At 59.8% G+C, this 18,465-nt stretch carries 16 protein-coding genes; 10 read left to right on the forward strand and 6 right to left on the reverse strand.

Annotated features, from left to right (window positions below):
* The first annotated feature begins 27 nt into the window (after positions 1 to 27).
* The 9 genes from purQ (at position 28) to C5L12_RS00240 (ending at position 7,497) form a co-directional block, all read left to right on the forward strand.
* Entirely contained in the window at positions 28 to 705 is a 678-nt protein-coding gene (gene purQ, locus C5L12_RS00200; protein WP_105370006.1) for a phosphoribosylformylglycinamidine synthase subunit PurQ, read from the forward strand.
* 56 nt (positions 706 to 761) lie between these two features.
* A complete protein-coding gene (locus tag C5L12_RS00205; protein ID WP_105370335.1) occupies positions 762 to 1,157 on the forward strand; it encodes a hypothetical protein in 396 nt (131 codons plus the stop codon).
* Between the two features lie 209 nt (positions 1,158 to 1,366).
* Positions 1,367 to 1,921 (forward strand): acyloxyacyl hydrolase, encoded by a 555-nt coding sequence (locus C5L12_RS00210; RefSeq protein ID WP_105370007.1) that lies wholly within the window; start codon positions 1,367 to 1,369, stop codon positions 1,919 to 1,921.
* A gap of 163 nt (positions 1,922 to 2,084) precedes the next feature.
* On the forward strand, positions 2,085 to 4,292 hold the full coding sequence (gene purL / locus C5L12_RS00215; RefSeq protein WP_105370008.1) for a phosphoribosylformylglycinamidine synthase subunit PurL: 2,208 nt from the start codon (positions 2,085 to 2,087) through the stop codon (positions 4,290 to 4,292).
* Between the two features lie 286 nt (positions 4,293 to 4,578).
* Positions 4,579 to 5,118 carry a hypothetical protein gene (locus C5L12_RS00220; RefSeq protein ID WP_157948969.1) on the forward strand — a complete coding sequence of 180 codons (540 nt, stop codon included), beginning with the start codon at positions 4,579 to 4,581 and terminating at the stop codon, positions 5,116 to 5,118.
* Between the two features lie 121 nt (positions 5,119 to 5,239).
* On the forward strand, positions 5,240 to 5,476 hold the full coding sequence (locus C5L12_RS00225) for a BolA/IbaG family iron-sulfur metabolism protein (RefSeq protein ID WP_105370010.1): 237 nt from the start codon (positions 5,240 to 5,242) through the stop codon (positions 5,474 to 5,476).
* A gap of 7 nt (positions 5,477 to 5,483) precedes the next feature.
* Entirely contained in the window at positions 5,484 to 5,711 is a 228-nt protein-coding gene (locus tag C5L12_RS00230) for a hypothetical protein (RefSeq protein ID WP_105370011.1), read from the forward strand.
* Between the two features lie 116 nt (positions 5,712 to 5,827).
* Positions 5,828 to 6,163, forward strand: a complete 336-nt coding sequence (grxD, locus tag C5L12_RS00235) for a Grx4 family monothiol glutaredoxin (protein WP_105370012.1) — start codon at positions 5,828 to 5,830, stop codon at positions 6,161 to 6,163.
* 128 nt (positions 6,164 to 6,291) lie between these two features.
* Positions 6,292 to 7,497 (forward strand): multidrug effflux MFS transporter, encoded by a 1,206-nt coding sequence (locus C5L12_RS00240; RefSeq protein ID WP_105370336.1) that lies wholly within the window; start codon positions 6,292 to 6,294, stop codon positions 7,495 to 7,497.
* A gap of 35 nt (positions 7,498 to 7,532) precedes the next feature.
* On the opposite strand, the gene C5L12_RS00245 is transcribed toward C5L12_RS00240, so the two are convergent.
* From C5L12_RS00245 to cckA, 5 genes are all read right to left on the reverse strand, one after another.
* Positions 7,533 to 8,357, reverse strand: a complete 825-nt coding sequence (locus C5L12_RS00245; protein ID WP_105370013.1) for an inositol monophosphatase family protein — start codon at positions 8,355 to 8,357, stop codon at positions 7,533 to 7,535.
* A gap of 9 nt (positions 8,358 to 8,366) precedes the next feature.
* Positions 8,367 to 9,230, reverse strand: coding sequence for a tRNA 2-thiocytidine(32) synthetase TtcA (gene ttcA, locus C5L12_RS00250; RefSeq protein ID WP_105370014.1), 864 nt, complete (start codon positions 9,228 to 9,230; stop codon positions 8,367 to 8,369).
* Positions 9,231 to 9,283: 53 nt separating this feature from the next.
* Positions 9,284 to 11,944 (reverse strand): alanine--tRNA ligase, encoded by a 2,661-nt coding sequence (gene alaS, locus C5L12_RS00255; RefSeq protein ID WP_105370015.1) that lies wholly within the window; start codon positions 11,942 to 11,944, stop codon positions 9,284 to 9,286.
* 182 nt (positions 11,945 to 12,126) lie between these two features.
* The gene (recA, locus tag C5L12_RS00260; protein WP_105370016.1) at positions 12,127 to 13,215 is read right to left on the reverse strand and encodes a recombinase RecA; all 1,089 of its coding nucleotides are present in this window, start codon (positions 13,213 to 13,215) and stop codon (positions 12,127 to 12,129) included.
* Between the two features lie 241 nt (positions 13,216 to 13,456).
* Positions 13,457 to 16,054 (reverse strand): cell cycle histidine kinase CckA, encoded by a 2,598-nt coding sequence (gene cckA, locus C5L12_RS00265; protein ID WP_105370017.1) that lies wholly within the window; start codon positions 16,052 to 16,054, stop codon positions 13,457 to 13,459.
* A 250-nt stretch (positions 16,055 to 16,304) separates the two neighbouring features.
* On the opposite strand from cckA, the gene C5L12_RS00270 reads away from it, so the two are divergent.
* Entirely contained in the window at positions 16,305 to 17,288 is a 984-nt protein-coding gene (locus C5L12_RS00270; RefSeq protein WP_105370018.1) for a flagellar biosynthetic protein FliO, read from the forward strand.
* Between the two features lie 713 nt (positions 17,289 to 18,001).
* On the opposite strand, the gene dksA is transcribed toward C5L12_RS00270, so the two are convergent.
* Positions 18,002 to 18,421, reverse strand: a complete 420-nt coding sequence (gene dksA, locus C5L12_RS00285; RefSeq protein WP_105370020.1) for an RNA polymerase-binding protein DksA — start codon at positions 18,419 to 18,421, stop codon at positions 18,002 to 18,004.
* Positions 18,422 to 18,465 lie beyond the last annotated feature (44 nt).

An 18,465-nucleotide genomic window follows, 5' to 3' on the forward strand; every position in this document is an offset into this window, starting at 1 on the left:
TCGAGGCCATTGAGGTTGAAACGCCCCATGAAATCCGCCGTCGTCCAGCTTCCCGGTCTCAATCGCGACCGCGACATGATTGCCGCCCTCACCAAGATTTCCGGCAGGGCGCCGATCACCGTCTGGCAGACGGAGACCGAAATTCCCGATGTTGACCTGATCGTTATTCCAGGCGGCTTTTCCTATGGCGATTATCTGCGCTGCGGTGCGATCGCCGCCCGCATGCCGGTCATGCAGGCCATCAAGGAAAAGGCCGATAGAGGCGTCAAGGTGCTGGGTGTCTGCAACGGCTTCCAGATCCTCGTCGAGGCAGGCATGCTGCCCGGAGCGCTGATGCGCAACTCGTCGCTGAAGTTCGTCTGCAAGGAAGTGAAGCTCGAGGTGGTGAATGCCGAAACGGATTTCACCCGTGCTTACGAAAAGGGCCAGGTGATCCGCTGCCCCGTCGCCCATCACGACGGCAATTACTTTGTCGATTCCAAACTGTTGTCCTCTCTGGAAGACAATGGGCAGGTCGTCTTCCGCTATGCAGAGGGCACAAATCCGAACGGCTCCTTGAGTGACATCGCAGGCGTCATGAACCGCAGCGGCAATGTGCTCGGCATGATGCCGCATCCGGAGAACCTGATCGAAGCCGCACACGGTGGCAGTGACGGGCGCGGCATCTTTGCCTCTGCGCTGGACGTGGTGGCCGCCACCGCCTGACGTTGTCGTCTCCTGCTCGACGACTGGATATCCTGATTTCACCTTAGGACGTTATGATGGCCCCCTCCATCCGCCTTCACGTGGTACTCGCCGTCTCGGCCCTCGGCCTTCTGCTTTCCGCATGCCAGTCGGAGCGCCCGGCATCCGGCCCGAATCGCGCCGCATTGCCGACGATGGAACGCGTCGCGCTTGCGGCAAACTCGTGCTGGTTCAAATCCGGAGACGCAGCGTTCAAGCCATACCGGTTGGCGCCTGAGTTGAACTCCTTCTCCGGCCGCCCTCGCATCCTTGCAGTTCCGCGCAATAGTCCGGAATCGCGACCTGTCCTCGTCGTCCAGGCGGAAGGCAATCCTGCCCGTCTCGACGCTTTCGGACCGCTGATGGGTACTGCCGACGGCGAACGAATCAAGCGCGACGTTCTGCGCTGGGCCGGCGGCACAAGCGGCTGCTGAACCGGGCAAATCTCCTGCACTCGCGACCTGTTGCAGAGCTGCACCGAACCGCATGAATCTTTACGTTTTTTCGCCGCAATTCATAACAACCAATTAAGGTTGCTGGACGGCTATCGCCTCTCGCTGTACCACTTCCGCTTGGGAGAATGCGAGCGCCAACGCGTATCGTATTGACCGCGAGCCAGTGGTCCGCATGAAGGGCGATAGGAATGAACAAAGCACTGTTGGGTTGCGTCGTCGGGACCGTCTTGACGGCGTCCGCCATATCATCGGCGGCGCTGGCCCAGGAACGCCTCTTCGACGAAGTCCGTATCGGCCTCTCCGGATCAATCCATGACAAGAAGACGTTCGAACCAGGGCTTTTCCCTTCGGCCACAGTCTTTTTCGACCCGTTCGATCAACGACACGCCGAAAGCTTCCTTGATCATATGCTGCGTCCAAGGGTGCATGTCGGCGCGATCGTGTCGACCTCCGGCGGCGCCAATCAGGTTTTTGCGGGCTTTACCTGGACCGCCAATGTCACCGACAAACTCTTCATCGATCTCGGTTTCGGCGGCTCGCTTACCGATGCAAGCCTCGATAATCCCAACGATCGGCCGAATGTAGGTTGCCGTGCCCAGTTTCATGAATCAGCCGCCGTGGGTTACAACATAACGGAAAACTGGCGCGTTCTCGCCACGATCGAACATTCCTCCAATGCGGATATTTGCGACCAGAACGATGGCCTTTCCTACGCCGGCATAGCGGTCGGTTACAAGTTCTGACGGATCACACGTCCCGTTGAAGAATGAAGCGCCGCGTTGCGGCGCTTTTTTTGTCCCGGATATACTTAGCCTGTCACCTTGCAAGGCAGCATTTTCCTGTCGCACCTTTCGGCGACATAGGCTAAAGAGCGCCAAAGCTTGGCCCTGTCATCCAGAGTAGATCATGACCATTCCGAACAGCATCGCGATCACCCCTGAACTCGTCGCCTCCCATGGCCTCAAACCGGACGAGTACCAGCGTATTCTCGATCTGATCGGCCGCGAGCCGACCTTTACGGAACTCGGCATCTTCTCGGCCATGTGGAACGAGCACTGCTCCTACAAATCCTCGAAGAAGTGGCTGCGGACATTGCCGACCAAAGGTCGCCGCGTCATCCAGGGGCCGGGCGAAAATGCGGGCGTGGTGGATATCGACGACGGCGATTGTGTCGTCTTCAAGATGGAGAGCCATAACCATCCCTCCTATATCGAGCCCTATCAAGGCGCGGCTACCGGCGTCGGCGGCATTCTCCGCGACGTCTTCACCATGGGCGCGCGACCGGTTGCGGCCATGAATGCACTTCGTTTCGGTGCACCGGATCATCCGAAGACCAAACACCTGGTCTCGGGCGTCGTCGCCGGCGTCGGAGGTTATGGCAATTCCTTCGGCGTGCCGACGGTGGGCGGCGAAGTGGAATTCGATCCGCGCTACAATGGCAACATCCTGGTCAACGCGTTCGCGGCCGGCCTCGCCCGCACCGATGCCATCTTTTATTCCAAAGCTGAAGGCGTCGGTCTGCCGGTGGTCTATCTCGGAGCAAAGACGGGGCGCGACGGGGTCGGTGGCGCGACGATGGCATCCGCCGAATTCGACGAGTCGATCGAAGAAAAACGCCCGACCGTGCAGGTCGGCGACCCCTTTACCGAAAAGTGCCTGCTGGAAGCCTGCCTCGAATTGATGGGAACCGGCGCAGTCATCGCCATCCAGGACATGGGAGCCGCGGGCCTTACCTGTTCCGCGGTCGAGATGGGTGCAAAGGGCGATCTCGGTATCGAACTGGACCTGGATAAGGTTCCGGTGCGCGAAGACCGCATGTCCGCCTATGAGATGATGCTCTCGGAGAGCCAAGAGCGCATGCTCATGGTGCTGAAGCCGGAGAAGGAAAAGGAAGCCGAGGCAATATTCCATAAATGGGGCCTCGATTTCGCAATCGTCGGCAAGACGACGGACGACCTGCGCTTTCGCATCCTGCATCAGGGCGAGGAAGTGGCGAACCTGCCGATCAAGGAACTGGGAGACGAGGCGCCGGAATATGACCGCCCCTGGATCCAGTCGAACGGCCGCGCTCCCCTTCCCGCATCGCAAGTTGCCGTACCGGCAGACTACAATGACGCCTTGTTCAAGCTCGTCGGCTCGCCGAACCAGTCCAGCCGCCGCTGGGTGTGGGAACAGTATGACACGCTGATCCAGGGCAATTCGCTGCAACGTCCAGGCGGCGATGCCGGCGTGGTACGCGTCGACAACCATCCGACAAAAGCCCTCGCCTTTTCCTCCGACGTCACGCCGCGCTATGTCGAGGCCGATCCCTTCGAAGGCGGCAAGCAAGCTGTCGCCGAATGCTGGAGAAATATCTGCGCGACCGGCGCGGAACCGCTCGCCGCCACCGATAATCTCAATTTCGGCAATCCGGAAAAGCCTGAGATCATGGGCCAGTTGGTCGGTGCCATCAAGGGTATAGGTGAAGCCTGCAAGGCGCTCGATTTCCCCATCGTGTCCGGCAATGTGTCGCTCTACAACGAGACGAATGGCATCGCGATTCTTCCGACTCCGACAATCGCTGGTGTCGGCCTGCTGCCCGACTGGCAGAAGATGGCGAAGATCGGCTCGGCCAGAGAAGGCGATCGGCTGATCATGATCGGGACCGACGGCAGCCACCTTGGCTCCTCGATCTACCTGCGCGATATCCTCGACACGATTGACGGTCCGCCGCCGGAAGTCGATCTGGCGGCCGAGCGCCGCAATGGCGAATTTGTCCGGTCCATGATCCGCAACGGCCAGGTCACCGCCTGCCACGACATTTCCTCCGGCGGACTTGCTCTTGCGCTGGCAGAAATGGCGATGGCGTCCGGCAAGGGCATGAAGATTAGCCTCAAGGAACAGCGCGGACCGGCACATGCTCTTCTCTTCGGTGAAGATCAGGCACGTTACGTGATCGCCGTGTCGGCTGATTTGGCCAATTTCGTGCAGGCGAGCGCAGAAAGCGCAGGCGTCCCATTCCGGCTGCTCGGAACCGTGACCGGCGAAAATCTGACTGTCGATGAGCTTCTCGATGTCGCAGTCACCGACCTTGTGAACGCCAACGAAAGCTGGTTTCCACAATTCATGGCCTGAACCAACTGAATTCCAGCGGCAATTCTCCAGAGACGACAGCGAAATCCGCTGTTGTCTCTGATATTTATGGCTCCGCAGGGATTGATGGACTCGATCCTGCCGCGTAAAAATCCATGTTTACGAACTGGATATCACGCGAAAAATGCACACACGGATCCTGGCCTGGTTGAGGTCGTCAGGCCCCACCTGGCAATACAAGCGCATCTGGCTTGACGCGCTCATCGTTACACTTTGCCTGAACGCCCTCGCTTGGCTGATCTTCGCAAAGCTGGGAATGCCCACTTCCGTGATCTTCGCAGAGGACGGCCCGATCGAGGATCTGCAATCCTTGTCGCTGGCGATCACCGCATTGCTGGGGATCGCTGCAGCCACAAAGACACGCATATTGGCTCGCTTCGTCGCCACTGCTTTAACTTGTATTTCAGTCGTCTTCTTTGCTCGCGAGATGCCAATATGCCGTGGAAGTGTGACAGTTTATTGCGTCTCGAAGACGTGGCTGCCGATTATTATCGCAGCAGCTGTTCTGATCCTACTGATCGCGACGATCGTTTTCGAGTATCGTCACAGAGGTGGCATCTCCCGCGCCATTCATCCCCGCCTCTCATGGCCGTTGGGGTTCGCAGCCGTGGTACTCGGTCTCAGCCAGCTTGCCGAGCAACTGGACATCGTGGTGATGGAAGAAAGTCTCGAATCCTATGGCTTCATGATTCTCACTTTCAGTGCTGCCTGGATTTTCCGCTTTTCGAGAAGTCAGCAGGTCGAACCGCTTGGAAAACGCGCCAAGGCGAGCCTTACCCGGTTCAAGCACTCGCTCTCGAATCATTGAGCTTCAGAGGCATGTGAAATCTGAGGTTTTCCGCTATCCCGCTTTGACCGAAGAACGGGTTTGGGGCACTCTCTCCTAAAAAAGGTCCGCATGAGTCTGCGGAGGAGAAAAGGAATACATCATGGCAATGCGACCCGGTGAAATCGAAGATCTGATCAAGGCAGGCATTCCAGGTGCCAGGGTGACAATTCGGGACCTCGCCGGCGATGGCGATCACTACGCAGCCGAGGTGGTGGCGGAGCAGTTCCGCGGCAAAAGCCGCGTGCAACAGCATCAGATGGTCTACGAGGCGCTGAAGGGCAATATGGGCGGAGTTTTGCACGCTTTGGCTCTACAGACATCAGCTCCCGCAGATTGAGCTGACGATGCCCGACCTTATCAAGGAGATCATCACGGGCGTGGTGGAAAATGTCGTGAAGGAGCTTCTGAAGAAGTCCCACGGTCGCACAACCACCAAGCGGAAAAAACGACAGACGCGATCTGCTTCGACCGGCCGCTTCGTCAAGAAAACATCCCGCGCCACACGGCCGGCCCGGAAACAGGTTAGCCGCCGGCGCACCGCTGCAAGCCGCAGCAAGCAGCGCAGTCGCTAGATACGCCTCGCAGGCCATACCGAGGTTATTCCGCTGGAATTCCACCGGCCACATTGCTATTTAGGGAAGATAACGCAGCGCAGCGGTCCTTGAAACCGCATGTGAAAGGATATGACATGAGCGGAATTAACGAATTCATCGACAACGAAGTGAAGACGAACGACGTCGTTCTCTTCATGAAGGGCACGCCCCAGTTCCCGCAGTGTGGCTTCTCGGGCCAGGTCGTTCAGATTCTCGACTATCTGGGTCTGGACTATAAGGGTGTAAATGTGCTCGCCGACGCGGACATTCGCCAGGGCATCAAGGATTATTCCAACTGGCCCACCATTCCGCAGCTTTATGTCAAGGGCGAGTTCGTTGGCGGTTGCGATATCGTCCGCGAGATGTTCCAGTCGGGCGAGCTGCAGAGCCATCTCCAGGAGCAGGGAATCTCCGTTCGCGGCGCAGCATGAATGCGCCGGGCGACGCCCCAGATTTTTGAGAATGAATTTCAAGGCGCCGCTCCCACGGCGCCTTTCCCATTGTTTAGGAAAGTGCTGTGACAAATTTTTCACAAACGGCCGTTGATCGCTTGCGCGGCATGAGCCGGCCCGAGTTCATAGCAATGATGGCTATGCTGATGGCTCTCAACGCGCTTGCCATCGACATCATGCTTCCGGGACTTCAAGAGATTGGCGCCTCGCTCGGCGTCGAAAGCGAAAACCACCGGCAATATGTGGTTTCTTCCTATATTTTTGGACTCGGTGTCGCCCAGCTCCTGTATGGACCGCTCTCCGACCGCTTTGGCCGGCGCATACCCATGCTGTTCGGCATCGGAATCTATGTCGTCTGCTCGATCGGCATCATCGTCGTTCCCTCCTTCGCCACGATGCTTATCCTGCGCTTCATCCAGGGCGCTGGCGCCGCTGCTACGCGTGTCATCACCATCTCCATCGTCCGCGACGTTTATGGCGGTCGTGCGATGGCGGAAGTCATGTCGCTTATCATGATGGTGTTCATGATCGTACCGATCATCGCCCCCGGAACCGGACAGGTCATCATGTTCTTCGGCGAATGGCACCTGATCTTTGCGTTCATAGCGGTCATTTCGCTTGCCATGGGCTTCTGGATGTATGTCCGCCTGCCCGAGACTCTTGATTCCGCCGACGTCAGACCTTTTACGGCCTCCTCTATCCTCGATGCGTTCCGCATCGTGCTGACCAACCGGATTGCGCTCTGCTACACGATCGCCAGCACCTTCATCTTCGGGGCATTGTTCGGTTTCATCAATTCGGCGCAGCAGATCTATGTGGGAATCTATGAGCTCGGGATATGGTTTCCGGTCGCCTTTGCGGCGGTTGCCGTCTTCATGTCCCTGTCTTCCTTCCTCAACGCTCGCTTCGTCGGTCGTTTCGGCATGCGGCGCCTCTCCCACGGCTCGCTTTTCGGCTTCATAACGATCACCTTCATATGGATGCTCGTGCAGATATTCGGCCCGCAGCCGATGCCGATCCTGCTGTTCCTCGTCTTCTTTTCTCTCGCGATGTTTCAATTCGGTTGGATCGGGTCCAACTTCAACTCGCTGGCCATGGAGCCGCTCGGACACGTCGCCGGCACGGCTTCTTCGGCGCTTGGCTTCATGAGTACGGTCGGCGGATCATTTATCGGCGTGGCCATTGGCCAGGCTTTCGACGGTACTGCGCTGCCACTGGTCGTCGGCTTCTTTTCCGTCTCTATTGTCGGATTGATCTTCGTGCTGATCGGCGAGAAGGGAAAACTCTTCCAGCCGCATAACCCACGGGTCTAGCGTTGGACCGTCGAAGGCCGGAATGATCGAGCCGTTTAGTGCCCGATGATCTCGTCGCGCAGCATCTGCCAGCTCTCCTTGTCGGTGGCGACGAGGAGGCCGCCATCGACGTGGTGCGGGCGATAGGCTGAGCCGTCGAAGCGGGCGATATAACCGCCCGCCTCGGCAGCGATCAGCGTACCGGCCAGATGATCCCAGGGCATCAGCTTATTGTAGAGTACGAACTGTACGTGGCCGCCCGCGAAGGTGCGATATTCGTGAGCCGAGCAGCGATAGTTTGCAAAGAATCGGACCTTGGCGAGATTGCCGAGGATGCGTTCGCGATCTTCCCCGAAGAAATAGCCGGGCGAAGCCATGCCGACCATCGCATCGATCGCACGGGATTTGGCAACGGAAAGTCGGATCGCCTCGCCATCCGGCCGGCGCAGAAAAGCACCGGCACCCTTTTCAGCCATGATCCAGTCGTCACCCATGGGATCATAGATGATGCCAGCAATCACTTCGCCCTTCCACACGACCGACGCCATCACGCCAAAGGCCGGAATGCCGGAGGCGAAGTTGAAAGTGCCGTCGACCGGATCGACGACCACCGCGAATTCCGCATCGGCGAGTTTGCCGAGCAAGGACGGATCGGCGGCAACCGATTCTTCCCCAACGAAAAGCGCACCGGGGGCGATCGCCTCCATCTCGCGCCGGATCAAGCGCTCTGCCGCTTCGTCCGCTTCCGTCACCAGATCGGTCGGCTCGCTCTTGGAGCGGACATCGTCATTTCCCAGCCTTCGGAAGCGCGGCAAAATCTCGGATTTGGCAGCAAGGCGCAAAAGGTCGGCAAGCTTGGTGACGTCTAGCGGAGGGGTCATTGAAAAGTCTCAGGTTCTTGTGGCTTGGAGGCCGGAAAAATCGAAAAGTTTCGGGTCGAGGAGGTGGGACGGATTGACATGGGCAAGAGCTCGCAGCATCGCGTCCTTGCGGCCCGGCATGCGAGCCTCGATATCCGCAAGCATCGCCTTCATCGCATTGCGCTGAAGGCCGTCCTGCGATCCGCAAAGGTCGCATGGGATGATCGGAAACTGCATGGCGGAGGCAAATTTTGCCAGATCGTCCTCGGCGCAGTAAGCGAGTGGCCGCAAGACCATCAAATCCCCTTCATCATTCAGAAGCTTTGCCGGCATGCCAGCGAGCCTGCCGCCGTGGAAGAAGTTCATAAAGAAGGTTTCCAGAATGTCCTCGCGGTGATGCCCGAGAACGAGAGCATCACAGTCCTCCTCTCGCGCGATCCGATAGAGGTTGCCGCGCCTGAGCCTCGAACAGAGCGAACAATAGGTCGCGCCCTCCGGCACCTTCTCCTTCACGATGGAATAGGTGTCGCGATACTCGATCCGGTGCTTCACGCCGATCGACGCAAGGTAATCCGGCAGCACATGTTTGGGAAAATTCGGCTGTCCCTGATCCAGGTTGCAGGCCATCAATTCGACCGGCAGAAGGCCGCGCCATTGAAGATCCAGCAGGATCGCCAGCAGGGAATAGGAATCCTTGCCCCCCGAAAGACCGACGAGCCAGCGCTTTTGGCCTTTCAGCATCTGGAAATCGTCAAACGCCTGGCGCACCTGACGGAGCAGGCGCTTGCGCAGCTTGTTGAACGAGACGGAACTTGGCGCGTCGCGAAACAGAGCGGGCAGCAGGCCGTCAATGGCCCCTTCAAGTTCGTCCTCAATCATGGCGTTCACGCCCATTGATCTTTCCTTGAAGAGGGAAAGCGGGTTCAGCCCGCCTTCCCTGAGATTGGTCAGGCGCCCAGCGCAGCCGCAACCGCCTCGAGCGCATCATTGGCCTTGGCGCCATCCGGACCGCCGGCCTGAGCCATGTCCGGTCGACCGCCGCCGCCCTTGCCGCCGAGTGCTGCAGAAGCAATCCGCACCAGGTCGACCGCGCTGAAGCGGCCGGTAAGGTCAGGCGTTACCGCCACGACGGCACTCGCCTTGCCGTCTTCCGAGACGCCGACCAGAGTGACCACGCCGGAACCGAGGTTTGCCTTACCTTCGTCTGCCAGCCCTTTCAGGTCCTTGGCGTCGATGCCCGCCAATGCCTTACCCATGAATTTGATGCCTGCGATTTCGCGGACATCATCGGTCGAACCGCCCTGCCCGCCACCCATGGCGAGCCGGCGCTTCGCTTCCGCCAGTTCCCGTTCGAGCTTGCGCCGTTCGTCGACCAATGCCTCGACCCGGGAAACGACGTCGGCCGGCTGCACCTTCAGTGCACCGGCAAGCGTCTTCACCCTTTCATCCTGCTCGGCAAGATAGGCACGGGCCGCTTCGCCGGTGACGGCTTCGACACGGCGCACACCAGCGGCCACAGCACTCTCCGAAAGGATACGCACGAGGCCGATATCACCCGTTGCATTCACGTGCGTTCCGCCGCAGAGCTCGACGGAATAGAGCTTGCCGGCCTTGGGGCCTGCAATAGCCTTGCCCATCGAGACGACACGCACCTCGTCGCCGTATTTCTCGCCGAACAATGCCATGGCGCCCTCCGCGATCGCGTCATCGACGCTCATCAGGCGGGTGGCGACCGGCGCATTCTGAAGGACGATGGCATTCGCGATGTCCTCAACCTTCTGCAATTCCTCGGCTGTCATCGGCTTCGGATGCGATACGTCGAAGCGCAGACGTTCCGGCGCCACCAGCGACCCCTTCTGGGCGACGTGCGTGCCCAGCACCTCCCGCAGCGCTTCATGCAGGAGGTGGGTGGCGGAGTGGTTGGATCTGATACGCGACCGGCGGACATGATCGACCGTCAACGCGACCGCCTCGCCCACCTTCAGCACACCTGCAGCAACCGTCGCGGTATGGACAAAGAGACCCTCGCCCTTCTTTTGGGTATCCGTGACATTCAGCGTGGCATTGTCGGTGGAGATCACACCGGTATCGCCCATCTGTCCGCCGGATTCGCCATAAAACGGCGTCTGGTTCACGACGACCTGAACCTGCTCTCCCGTAGCAGCGTTCTCAGCCGTCTTGCCATCCCGCACGATCGCCTGCACCACGCCTTCTGCCGCCTCGGTATCGTAGCCGAGGAACTCGGTCGCGCCGAATTTCTCCTTGAGCTCGAACCAGATCGTCTCGGTTGCCTTGTCGCCTGAGCCGGCCCAATGGGAGCGGGCTTCGGCTTTCTGCCGCTCCATCGCATCGGTGAACCCGGAGATGTCCACGCCGATTTCGCGAGCACGCAACGCATCCTGCGTCAGATCAAGCGGGAAACCATAGGTGTCGTAGAGCTTGAAGGCAGTTTCTCCGTCCAACATGTCGCCCTTGCCGAGCGTCGTTGTTGCATCGGAAAGGAGAGAAAGTCCGCGCTCGAGCGTCTTCCGGAAGCGGGTTTCCTCAAGCTTCAGCGTCTCGGCGATCAGCGCTTCGGCGCGGATCAGTTCCGGATAGGCGCGGCCCATTTGCTGCACCAGCGTCGGCAGGAGTTTAAAGAGCAGCGGATCACGAGCGCCCAGAAGCTGCGCATGACGCATGGCGCGGCGCATGATGCGGCGGAGCACGTAACCACGGCCTTCATTGGACGGCAGAACGCCGTCGGCAATCAGAAAGGCGGACGAACGCAGATGGTCGGCGATGACGCGGTGGCTGGCTCGGCGTTCACCTTCGGCCTTGACGCCGGTCGCCTCCTCCGAGGCTGAAATCAGCGCGCGGAAAAGGTCGATGTCATAGTTGTCGTGTTGCCCCTGCAGAAGAGCCGCAACCCGCTCCAGGCCCATGCCGGTGTCGATCGACGGACGCGGCAGATCGATCCGCTCCTCCTTCGTCACCTGCTCATACTGCATGAAGACGAGGTTCCAGATCTCGATGAACCGGTCGCCATCCTCCTCCGGCGAACCGGGAGGACCTCCCCAGATATGGTCGCCGTGATCGTAGAAGATCTCCGAGCAGGGGCCGCAGGGGCCGGTATCACCCATGGCCCAGAAATTGTCGCTTGTCGCAATACGAATGATCTTCTCGTCAGCCAGCCCAGCGATCTTCTTCCAGAGGCCGAAAGCTTCATCGTCCGTATGGTACACGGTCACCAGCAGGCGGTTCCGGTCGATGCCGAATTCCTTGGTGATCAGGTTCCAGGCGAGCTCGATCGCGCGTTCCTTGAAATAGTCGCCAAAGGAGAAATTGCCGAGCATCTCAAAGAAGGTGTGGTGGCGCGCGGTATACCCCACATTGTCGAGGTCATTGTGCTTGCCGCCTGCGCGCACGCATTTCTGCGCGGTGGCAGCCGTCGAATAGGGGCGCTTTTCCAGACCGGTAAAGACATTCTTGAACTGCACCATGCCGGCATTGGTGAACATCAGCGTCGGGTCGTTGCGCGGCACCAGCGGACTTGAGGCCACGACCTCGTGTCCATTCTTCTGGAAATAGTCGAGAAAGGTCGACCGGATTTCATTCACGCCGCTCATGCTAGGCCCTTTTTACCGCCGGATGCGATGCTGTTATTCGAAACCAAAGGCTTGTATCGTCCGCACCCCCAACTGTCCAGCCGCCCCACCCTCCAACCGAACGAGAAACCGGCCGCTCATCTTTCGATGGCGGCCGGCTCAAAAGTAAGCGGCCAGGGAAACCCTGAATGCGGCGGAACCGCTTACATTTCTGCGGCGGCGTCGCCGTCGTCGGCATCCGGCCCGCCATTTTGCAGGAAGCGATCGGCGATCAGGCCCGCATTCTGGCGGAGCGACATCTCGATCTCGCGGGCAAGCTCTGGGTTGTCGCGCAGGAAGAGCTTCGCGTTCTCGCGGCCCTGACCGAGACGCTGGCTGTTGTAGGAGAACCAGGCGCCGGACTTCTCGACAATGCCGGCCTTGACGCCGAGGTCGATCAGTTCGCCGGTCTTGGAAACGCCTTCGCCATACATGATGTCGAATTCAACCTGCTTGAAGGGAGGCGCCATCTTGTTCTTGACGACCTTCACGCGCGTCTGGTTGCCCACGACCTCTTCGCGTTCCTTCACCTGGCCGATGCGGCGGATATCCAGACGAACCGACGCATAGAATTTCAGCGCATTGCCGCCGGTGGTGGTTTCCGGAGAGCCGAACATGACGCCGATCTTCATGCGGATCTGGTTGATGAAGATGACCATGCAGTTCGAGCGGGAGATAGAGGCGGTCAGCTTACGCAAAGCCTGGCTCATCAGGCGGGCCTGCAGACCCGGCAGGCTATCACCCATCTCCCCCTCGATTTCGGCGCGCGGTGTCAGCGCTGCGACCGAGTCGACGACGAGAACATCGACGGCGCCGGAGCGGACCAGCGTATCGGTGATTTCAAGCGCCTGCTCGCCCGTATCCGGCTGCGAGATCAAGAGATTCTGGAGATCGACGCCAAGCTTCCGGGCATAGACCGGATCGAGCGCGTGTTCTGCGTCAACGAAGGCGCAGATGCCACCCTTCTTCTGCGCTTCGGCGATCGTCTGCAATGCGAGCGTCGTCTTGCCCGAGCTTTCCGGGCCGTAGATCTCGACGATGCGGCCCTTGGGCAGACCGCCAATTCCGAGTGCGATATCGAGGCTCAGAGAGCCCGTGGAAACCGTTTCGATCTCGACGATATTCTCGTTCGAGCCGAGCTTCATGATCGATCCCTTGCCGAAGGAACGTTCGATCTGCGACAGTGCCGCTTCCAGCGCCTTGCTCTTGTCCACGCCTTTTTCCTCTACCAGCCGCAAACTATTCTGTGCCATGAGATCCCACCTTTAGGTTATTGCCGCCGCGCAAGCAATGAAGCAGCCGATAAAGCTGATGTACCTATTTTGTTCTCATTTGGCAATAGCCGATCAACAGTTTGACGGAAAATAGCTATTCGGCTTCCGTTCCCGTCATGTTCACGCCAATGAATCACATGAAAATTCACTTGGGAAAACAAACGTCTCGCTGCAATTGCGGGACGAATCGCGGAAGTTCGGAATTTCGATCGGCATCTTCCTAATCCGAATCGAGCATTTCCCGGACGGCGACGGCGAGCTGTTTCAGCGAGAACGGCTTCGGCAGGAAACCGAATTTGGCATCGGCCGGCAAGTTGCGGGCAAACGCATCTTCGGCATAGCCGGACACGAAGATGAATTTCAGGTCCGGATACGATTTGCGGAGCTCGGCAAGCAGCGTCGGTCCGTCCATCTCCGGCATCACCACGTCGGAGACGACGATGTCGACCCTGCCCTCCAGCTCTTCCATGATGTCGAGCGCCTCTACGCCGGAACCCGCCTCGTGGACCGTGTAACCGCGCGTCTCCAGCATCCGCTTGCCGCCGCGACGCACCGCCTCCTCGTCCTCGACCAGAAGCACGACTGCGGACTTTCCGGTGAGGTCCATGTCCTCGGCGGCAGACGCCGGCGGAACAGGCACGGAAGGCGCTGGCTCGGCGGTAGCCGCAGCTCCTGGAGTGACCGCAGGCGTCTCGGGAATGTGGCGCGGCAGGAATATCCGGAAACTAGTCCCGCGACCGACTTCCGATTCGGGATAGATATAACCGCCGGACTGCTTAACGATGCCGTATACCATCGAAAGGCCAAGCCCAGTTCCCTTCCCGACTTCCTTGGTGGTGAAAAAGGGTTCGAAGATCTTGTCCATGATTGCAGGCGGGATTCCCGTGCCGGTATCGGAGACCTCGACCATGACGAAATCTTCCGAAGGGAGGTCGGCCTGGTGGAAATCCGACGCCTCCTCCGCAGACACATTGCGTGTCTTGATCAGGATCGTCCCGCCAGTCGGCATCGCGTCACGGGCGTTGACGCACAGATTGATCAGCACCTGTTCGAATTGCGAAAGGTCGGTGCGGACCGGCCACAGGTCGCGTCCGTAATCCACTTCCAGCTTCACATTCGTGCCGGAAATCAGCCTGTCGACCAGCATGCGCAGGTCACCCACGACATCGGTGAGGTTCAGCACCGCCGGACGCATGGTCTGCTTGCGCGAGAAGGCAAGCAACTGCCGCACCAGCACCGCCGCACGATTGGCGTTCCGCTTGATCTCCATGAGATCTGCAAAACTCGCGTCGGAGGGCCGCGCCTGTAAAAGCAGATGGTCGGACGAAAGCAGGATCGCCGTCAAAACATTGTTGAAGTCGTGGGCGATGCCGCCTGCCAGCGTTCCCACCGCGTTCAGCTTCTGCGTCTGGGCCATCTGGGTCTCGAGCGCCTTCTGCTCGGTCGTCTCCACCGCGTATACGATGGCCGCTTCCTCCGGCGCCTCGTCGCTCTCGTCGATCACGGCATTCACATAAAAGCGCACATAACGATTCTCATCGCCCGGATGGCGAGAGTCGATCGGCGGAATGTCCCCCTGCCGGTCCTTGGCGGCGGCAAGCGCCTGCATCAGCTGCTGGCGTGTGTTCTCGTGCACGATGCGCTCGAGCTCCACGCCCGAGTCGATCTCGTCGCGCGAAACCACCCCTGCAAACAGCTTGAGGAACGGCGCGTTGATGCGGAGGATTTTGCCCGCGCCGTCGACTGATGCGATCGCCATCGGCGTATTGTTGAAGAACCGGGTAAACCGCATGGCAGACGCGGATTGATCCCCTTCTCCGCCCTTCGGCCGCGCCAATACGATCGTGCGGCTTTCGCCGGGCGCGCCATCCCGGGTGGCGCTGACATTGTGCACGAGGCGAACAGGCAGGCTCTGGCCGTTGGTGCGGCGTAGATCGAGGTCCAGGGTTTCCGTCCGTTTCAGTCCGGGGGCTGCCTGAACGGACTGGATCAGCGCCATGCCCTCGCCTGCCACCATATCCGCAATCGTCATCGAGCGCGGCGTGAACTTCGTCAGATCGATACCCAGCCATTCGGCGAGCGTCGCATTGAGGTAGAAGATCTCGCCCTTCCGTCCGGCAGAGAAAAAACCGGCCGGGGCATGGTCAAGATAATCGATCGCGTTCTGCAATTCGCGGAAGAAGCGCTCCTGATCCTCGCGTTCGGAGGTGATGTCGGTGATTTGCCAGATATCGAGTTGGCTCTTGCCGGAAGCTCCAAGTAGCCGCGCCTTGAGGCGATACCAGTGCGCACCGGAACCGTTGCCCGTCGCTCGACCGAGCGGCTGCAGCAGCCTGAACTCCTCATGCCCCTCGCGGCCTTCCCGCAACGCGGTGGTCAAACGGTAAAGAGCCTCCGTCGATTCGCGGGTCCTGGAAAGCAGCGCTTCCAGCGATTGCACATTGCTCGCCTTGGTCGCACCGGTCATCCGGCCATAGGCGGCGTTGGCGTAAAGAACACGCCCCTTGGGATCAGTAATGAGGATGCCGTCGGGATGACTGGCTAGAAAACCGCGTGCAAGTTCGTCCGATCGCGATTGCGGCATAACCTCGACGAGGCCTATCAGGGAGGAGACAAGAAAAAAAATCCCCACCATGGCAAGAATACCGAGCAGACCGAGCACGACCTCATTGTCGAGTGCGTGCTGGAACAACACGAAACCGGCCGCAACGCCGCAAAGCACGAGAGCCAGAAGAACGATCCGGACGATGGTGCCGCCGCGTGCGCTCCGTTCCACCAATGGCGCTTCGTAGTTGCCGCCTTGCTGCAACTTCGTCATCAATTCCTCGCATTTCGGCCAGCCTCGCGGCCCTGGTCACCCGCGGGAAGAATCCCGCGATTCCTTCTTAGCAACTTGCATAGTCGGCAAAAAGCTCCACAGGGCCACAAAACCCGGGACAGTTTGCCAAGCTGACCTATCTTTGTCATTTCAGGCCGGTTGTCAGGTTTGGACAACGGCGATCGGCAACTTGCCTCGGCAGGAAAAAAATCGTCTTTTACGCCAGCATTCGCATGAGGAGTGGCAACACATGTTCGGAGACCTTTTAGGCACCTATGGCAGCCGCCTCGTGATCGCCGTCGTCGGAGTGGGTGTAGGCCTTCTCCTGCTAGCAGGCGTCTTGTGGATGATTCGCGGCCGAAACGGTCCATCGCCCTTCGTCCGAGGCGGAAAGAACCGTCAACCTCGGCTTCAGGTGCTTGATGCCGCTGCGGTCGACACGCGCCGGCGCCTCGTCCTCGTTCGCCGCGACGATATCGAACATCTGATCATGATCGGCGGCCCCACCGATATCGTCATCGAAAGCGGGATATCGACCGCCGCCAATTTGACGCCGGCAGCGTCTTTACGCCCGGTATCACGCGACTTGCCTTCCGCAGCTCCCGCCGAACCACCTGCGGAAAACCGGGCAATGCCGGTCGAGCCGCGTCCAGCCCCGCCCCAGCGACCGTCTGCAGCGGAACCCCGTGGCCAGGCCGTTCGGGAGGGTCTCCCGCTTCGCGAGCCGCCCCGCTCATCGTCAGCGATGCCCGTGCGGGCCGCAGGAACGTCGGCCCCAGCCTCAACCTCGGCGCCGAAAGTAGAACTGCCTGCTCGACCGGCGCCCGAGGCACAGGCCGAACCGTCACGACCGATTGCCGCTTTGGCGGCAGCCGCGACCACCGCCCATCCCCTCGCCAGCTCGGCCAATAGGATAGATGTCGCCCGTCCAGAGGTGTCGCAGGACGCTGAGGAGTCGCGCATCGTGCCAGTCACCCCGCAAACGGTCCCTGCATCGCTCCAGTCCGCGGCGGACAAGCCGCAACAGCTCGGCAGCGATTTTGACCGGCTGCTCGAGGAAGAGATGGCGCACAACTTGGCCACCCGTGACCCGGCAATCCTTGGCCAGTCGAACCGCCGGACGCCGCCTCACGAGGCGGCCGTGCCGCTCGTCACTGGCGCAACACCCGAACCGTCCTTGCAAACCGAAGTTACCCGGATCTTCGGCGAAATGTCCGCGACCCGCAATAAATAGTTTGGCGCTCCATCGGGCGACTTGCACAATCGGGATAGGGGGGAGCCTATTGGCTCCGCCCCTCCCACACCACCCGGCATGCGGGTCCGCACCGGGCGGTTGGAGCAGTTGAGGTCGTCAGGCCCGTAGTTCTCCCGGCCTGGCGCCTGGGTTTGCTTATTCTGGTTCGGCGGATTTGATTTCTCGCTGCCGTGGCCCTTCGGGCTTCACCCTATCTTCCAGATCGGCGAGCTTCGCTGACGCGACCATCTGAGACCATTCAAATCCGATAACCAGCGGCTCTCCCTTCCGCTCCTTCGGCCCTTCGTTCGCGCAAGGCGCTCCTACTACGGCCTCTGCTGACTTCTCGCTCCGGCTCGACACCGTCGCCCTTTCAGGCACAAGGCGAGATCTCCCCAGGTAAGAACGCATTCCTTCGCTGCACGACCGCCGGATTTACGCCACCGCCCCTTGGTCACAAGAGCTTCGCGGAATGTTGCCCGCTCGCCCTGGTCGGCACCGCCTCATATCCGGTTCTTGTCCATCGGCCCGCAGGTTCGATCCACGCTTCCTCCCCACGGTCGGTCGCCCTTCCGCAGTTGCGCTTCACTTCGCTCGCCATGACCAGCTTACGGTGGGACTTCCACCCACAAGAATGCGCCCATGCTGGGCGAACAACAAAGAAGGCACGGAAAAACCGTGCCTTGAACTAGTTCGCTGCAGAACCGGAAAATTTATTCGTCTCGATAGACCTTTTCGCGGCGCTCGTGGCGTTCCTGGGCCTCGATCGACAGCGTCGCAATCGGACGAGCGTCGAGCCGCTTGAGGCCGATTGGCTCTCCGGTTTCCTCACAATATCCGTAGGTGCCATCGTCAATGCGCTGAAGGGCGGCGTCGATTTTGGAAATCAGCTTCCGCTGACGGTCGCGGGCACGAAGTTCAATAGCTCTGTCGGTTTCAGAGGAGGCCCGGTCCGCGAGGTCCGGATGATTGGCGCTTTCTTCAGCCAGATGGCCCAGGGTTTCCCGCGCTTCTCTCAGGATGTCATTCTTCCAAGCGATCAATTTTGCCCGGAAATACGCTTTCTGATTTGCATTCATGAACTCGTCGTCTTCCGAGAGCACATAATTGCCAAGATCGATCTTCTCACTCAACGCGATTCTCCTGAAGAACATCTCATGCGGCGCCTCTATATCCT

The organism is Neorhizobium huautlense, from assembly GCF_002968575.1.
Lineage (GTDB): Bacteria > Pseudomonadota > Alphaproteobacteria > Rhizobiales > Rhizobiaceae > Neorhizobium > Neorhizobium huautlense.

Bases quoted from the DNA above. Each gene is read 5' to 3' on its own strand.
- recA (WP_105370016.1), bottom strand. From the start codon at position 13,215: ATGGCACAGAATAGTTTGCGGCTGGTAGAGGAAAAAGGCGTGGACAAG.
- alaS (WP_105370015.1), bottom strand. From the start codon at position 11,944: ATGAGCGGCGTGAATGAAATCCGGTCGACCTTTCTCGACTATTTCCAG.
- ttcA (WP_105370014.1), bottom strand. From the start codon at position 9,230: ATGGGCGTGAACGCCATGATTGAGGACGAACTTGAAGGGGCCATTGAC.
- purQ (WP_105370006.1), top strand. From the start codon at position 28: ATGAAATCCGCCGTCGTCCAGCTTCCCGGTCTCAATCGCGACCGCGAC.
- C5L12_RS00240 (WP_105370336.1), top strand. From the start codon at position 6,292: ATGAGCCGGCCCGAGTTCATAGCAATGATGGCTATGCTGATGGCTCTC.
- purL (WP_105370008.1), top strand. From the start codon at position 2,085: ATGACCATTCCGAACAGCATCGCGATCACCCCTGAACTCGTCGCCTCC.
- C5L12_RS00205 (WP_105370335.1), top strand. From the start codon at position 762: ATGGCCCCCTCCATCCGCCTTCACGTGGTACTCGCCGTCTCGGCCCTC.
- C5L12_RS00270 (WP_105370018.1), top strand. From the start codon at position 16,305: ATGTTCGGAGACCTTTTAGGCACCTATGGCAGCCGCCTCGTGATCGCC.
- cckA (WP_105370017.1), bottom strand. From the start codon at position 16,054: ATGACGAAGTTGCAGCAAGGCGGCAACTACGAAGCGCCATTGGTGGAA.
- grxD (WP_105370012.1), top strand. From the start codon at position 5,828: ATGAGCGGAATTAACGAATTCATCGACAACGAAGTGAAGACGAACGAC.
- C5L12_RS00225 (WP_105370010.1), top strand. From the start codon at position 5,240: ATGGCAATGCGACCCGGTGAAATCGAAGATCTGATCAAGGCAGGCATT.
- C5L12_RS00245 (WP_105370013.1), bottom strand. From the start codon at position 8,357: ATGACCCCTCCGCTAGACGTCACCAAGCTTGCCGACCTTTTGCGCCTT.
- C5L12_RS00230 (WP_105370011.1), top strand. From the start codon at position 5,484: ATGCCCGACCTTATCAAGGAGATCATCACGGGCGTGGTGGAAAATGTC.
- C5L12_RS00210 (WP_105370007.1), top strand. From the start codon at position 1,367: ATGAACAAAGCACTGTTGGGTTGCGTCGTCGGGACCGTCTTGACGGCG.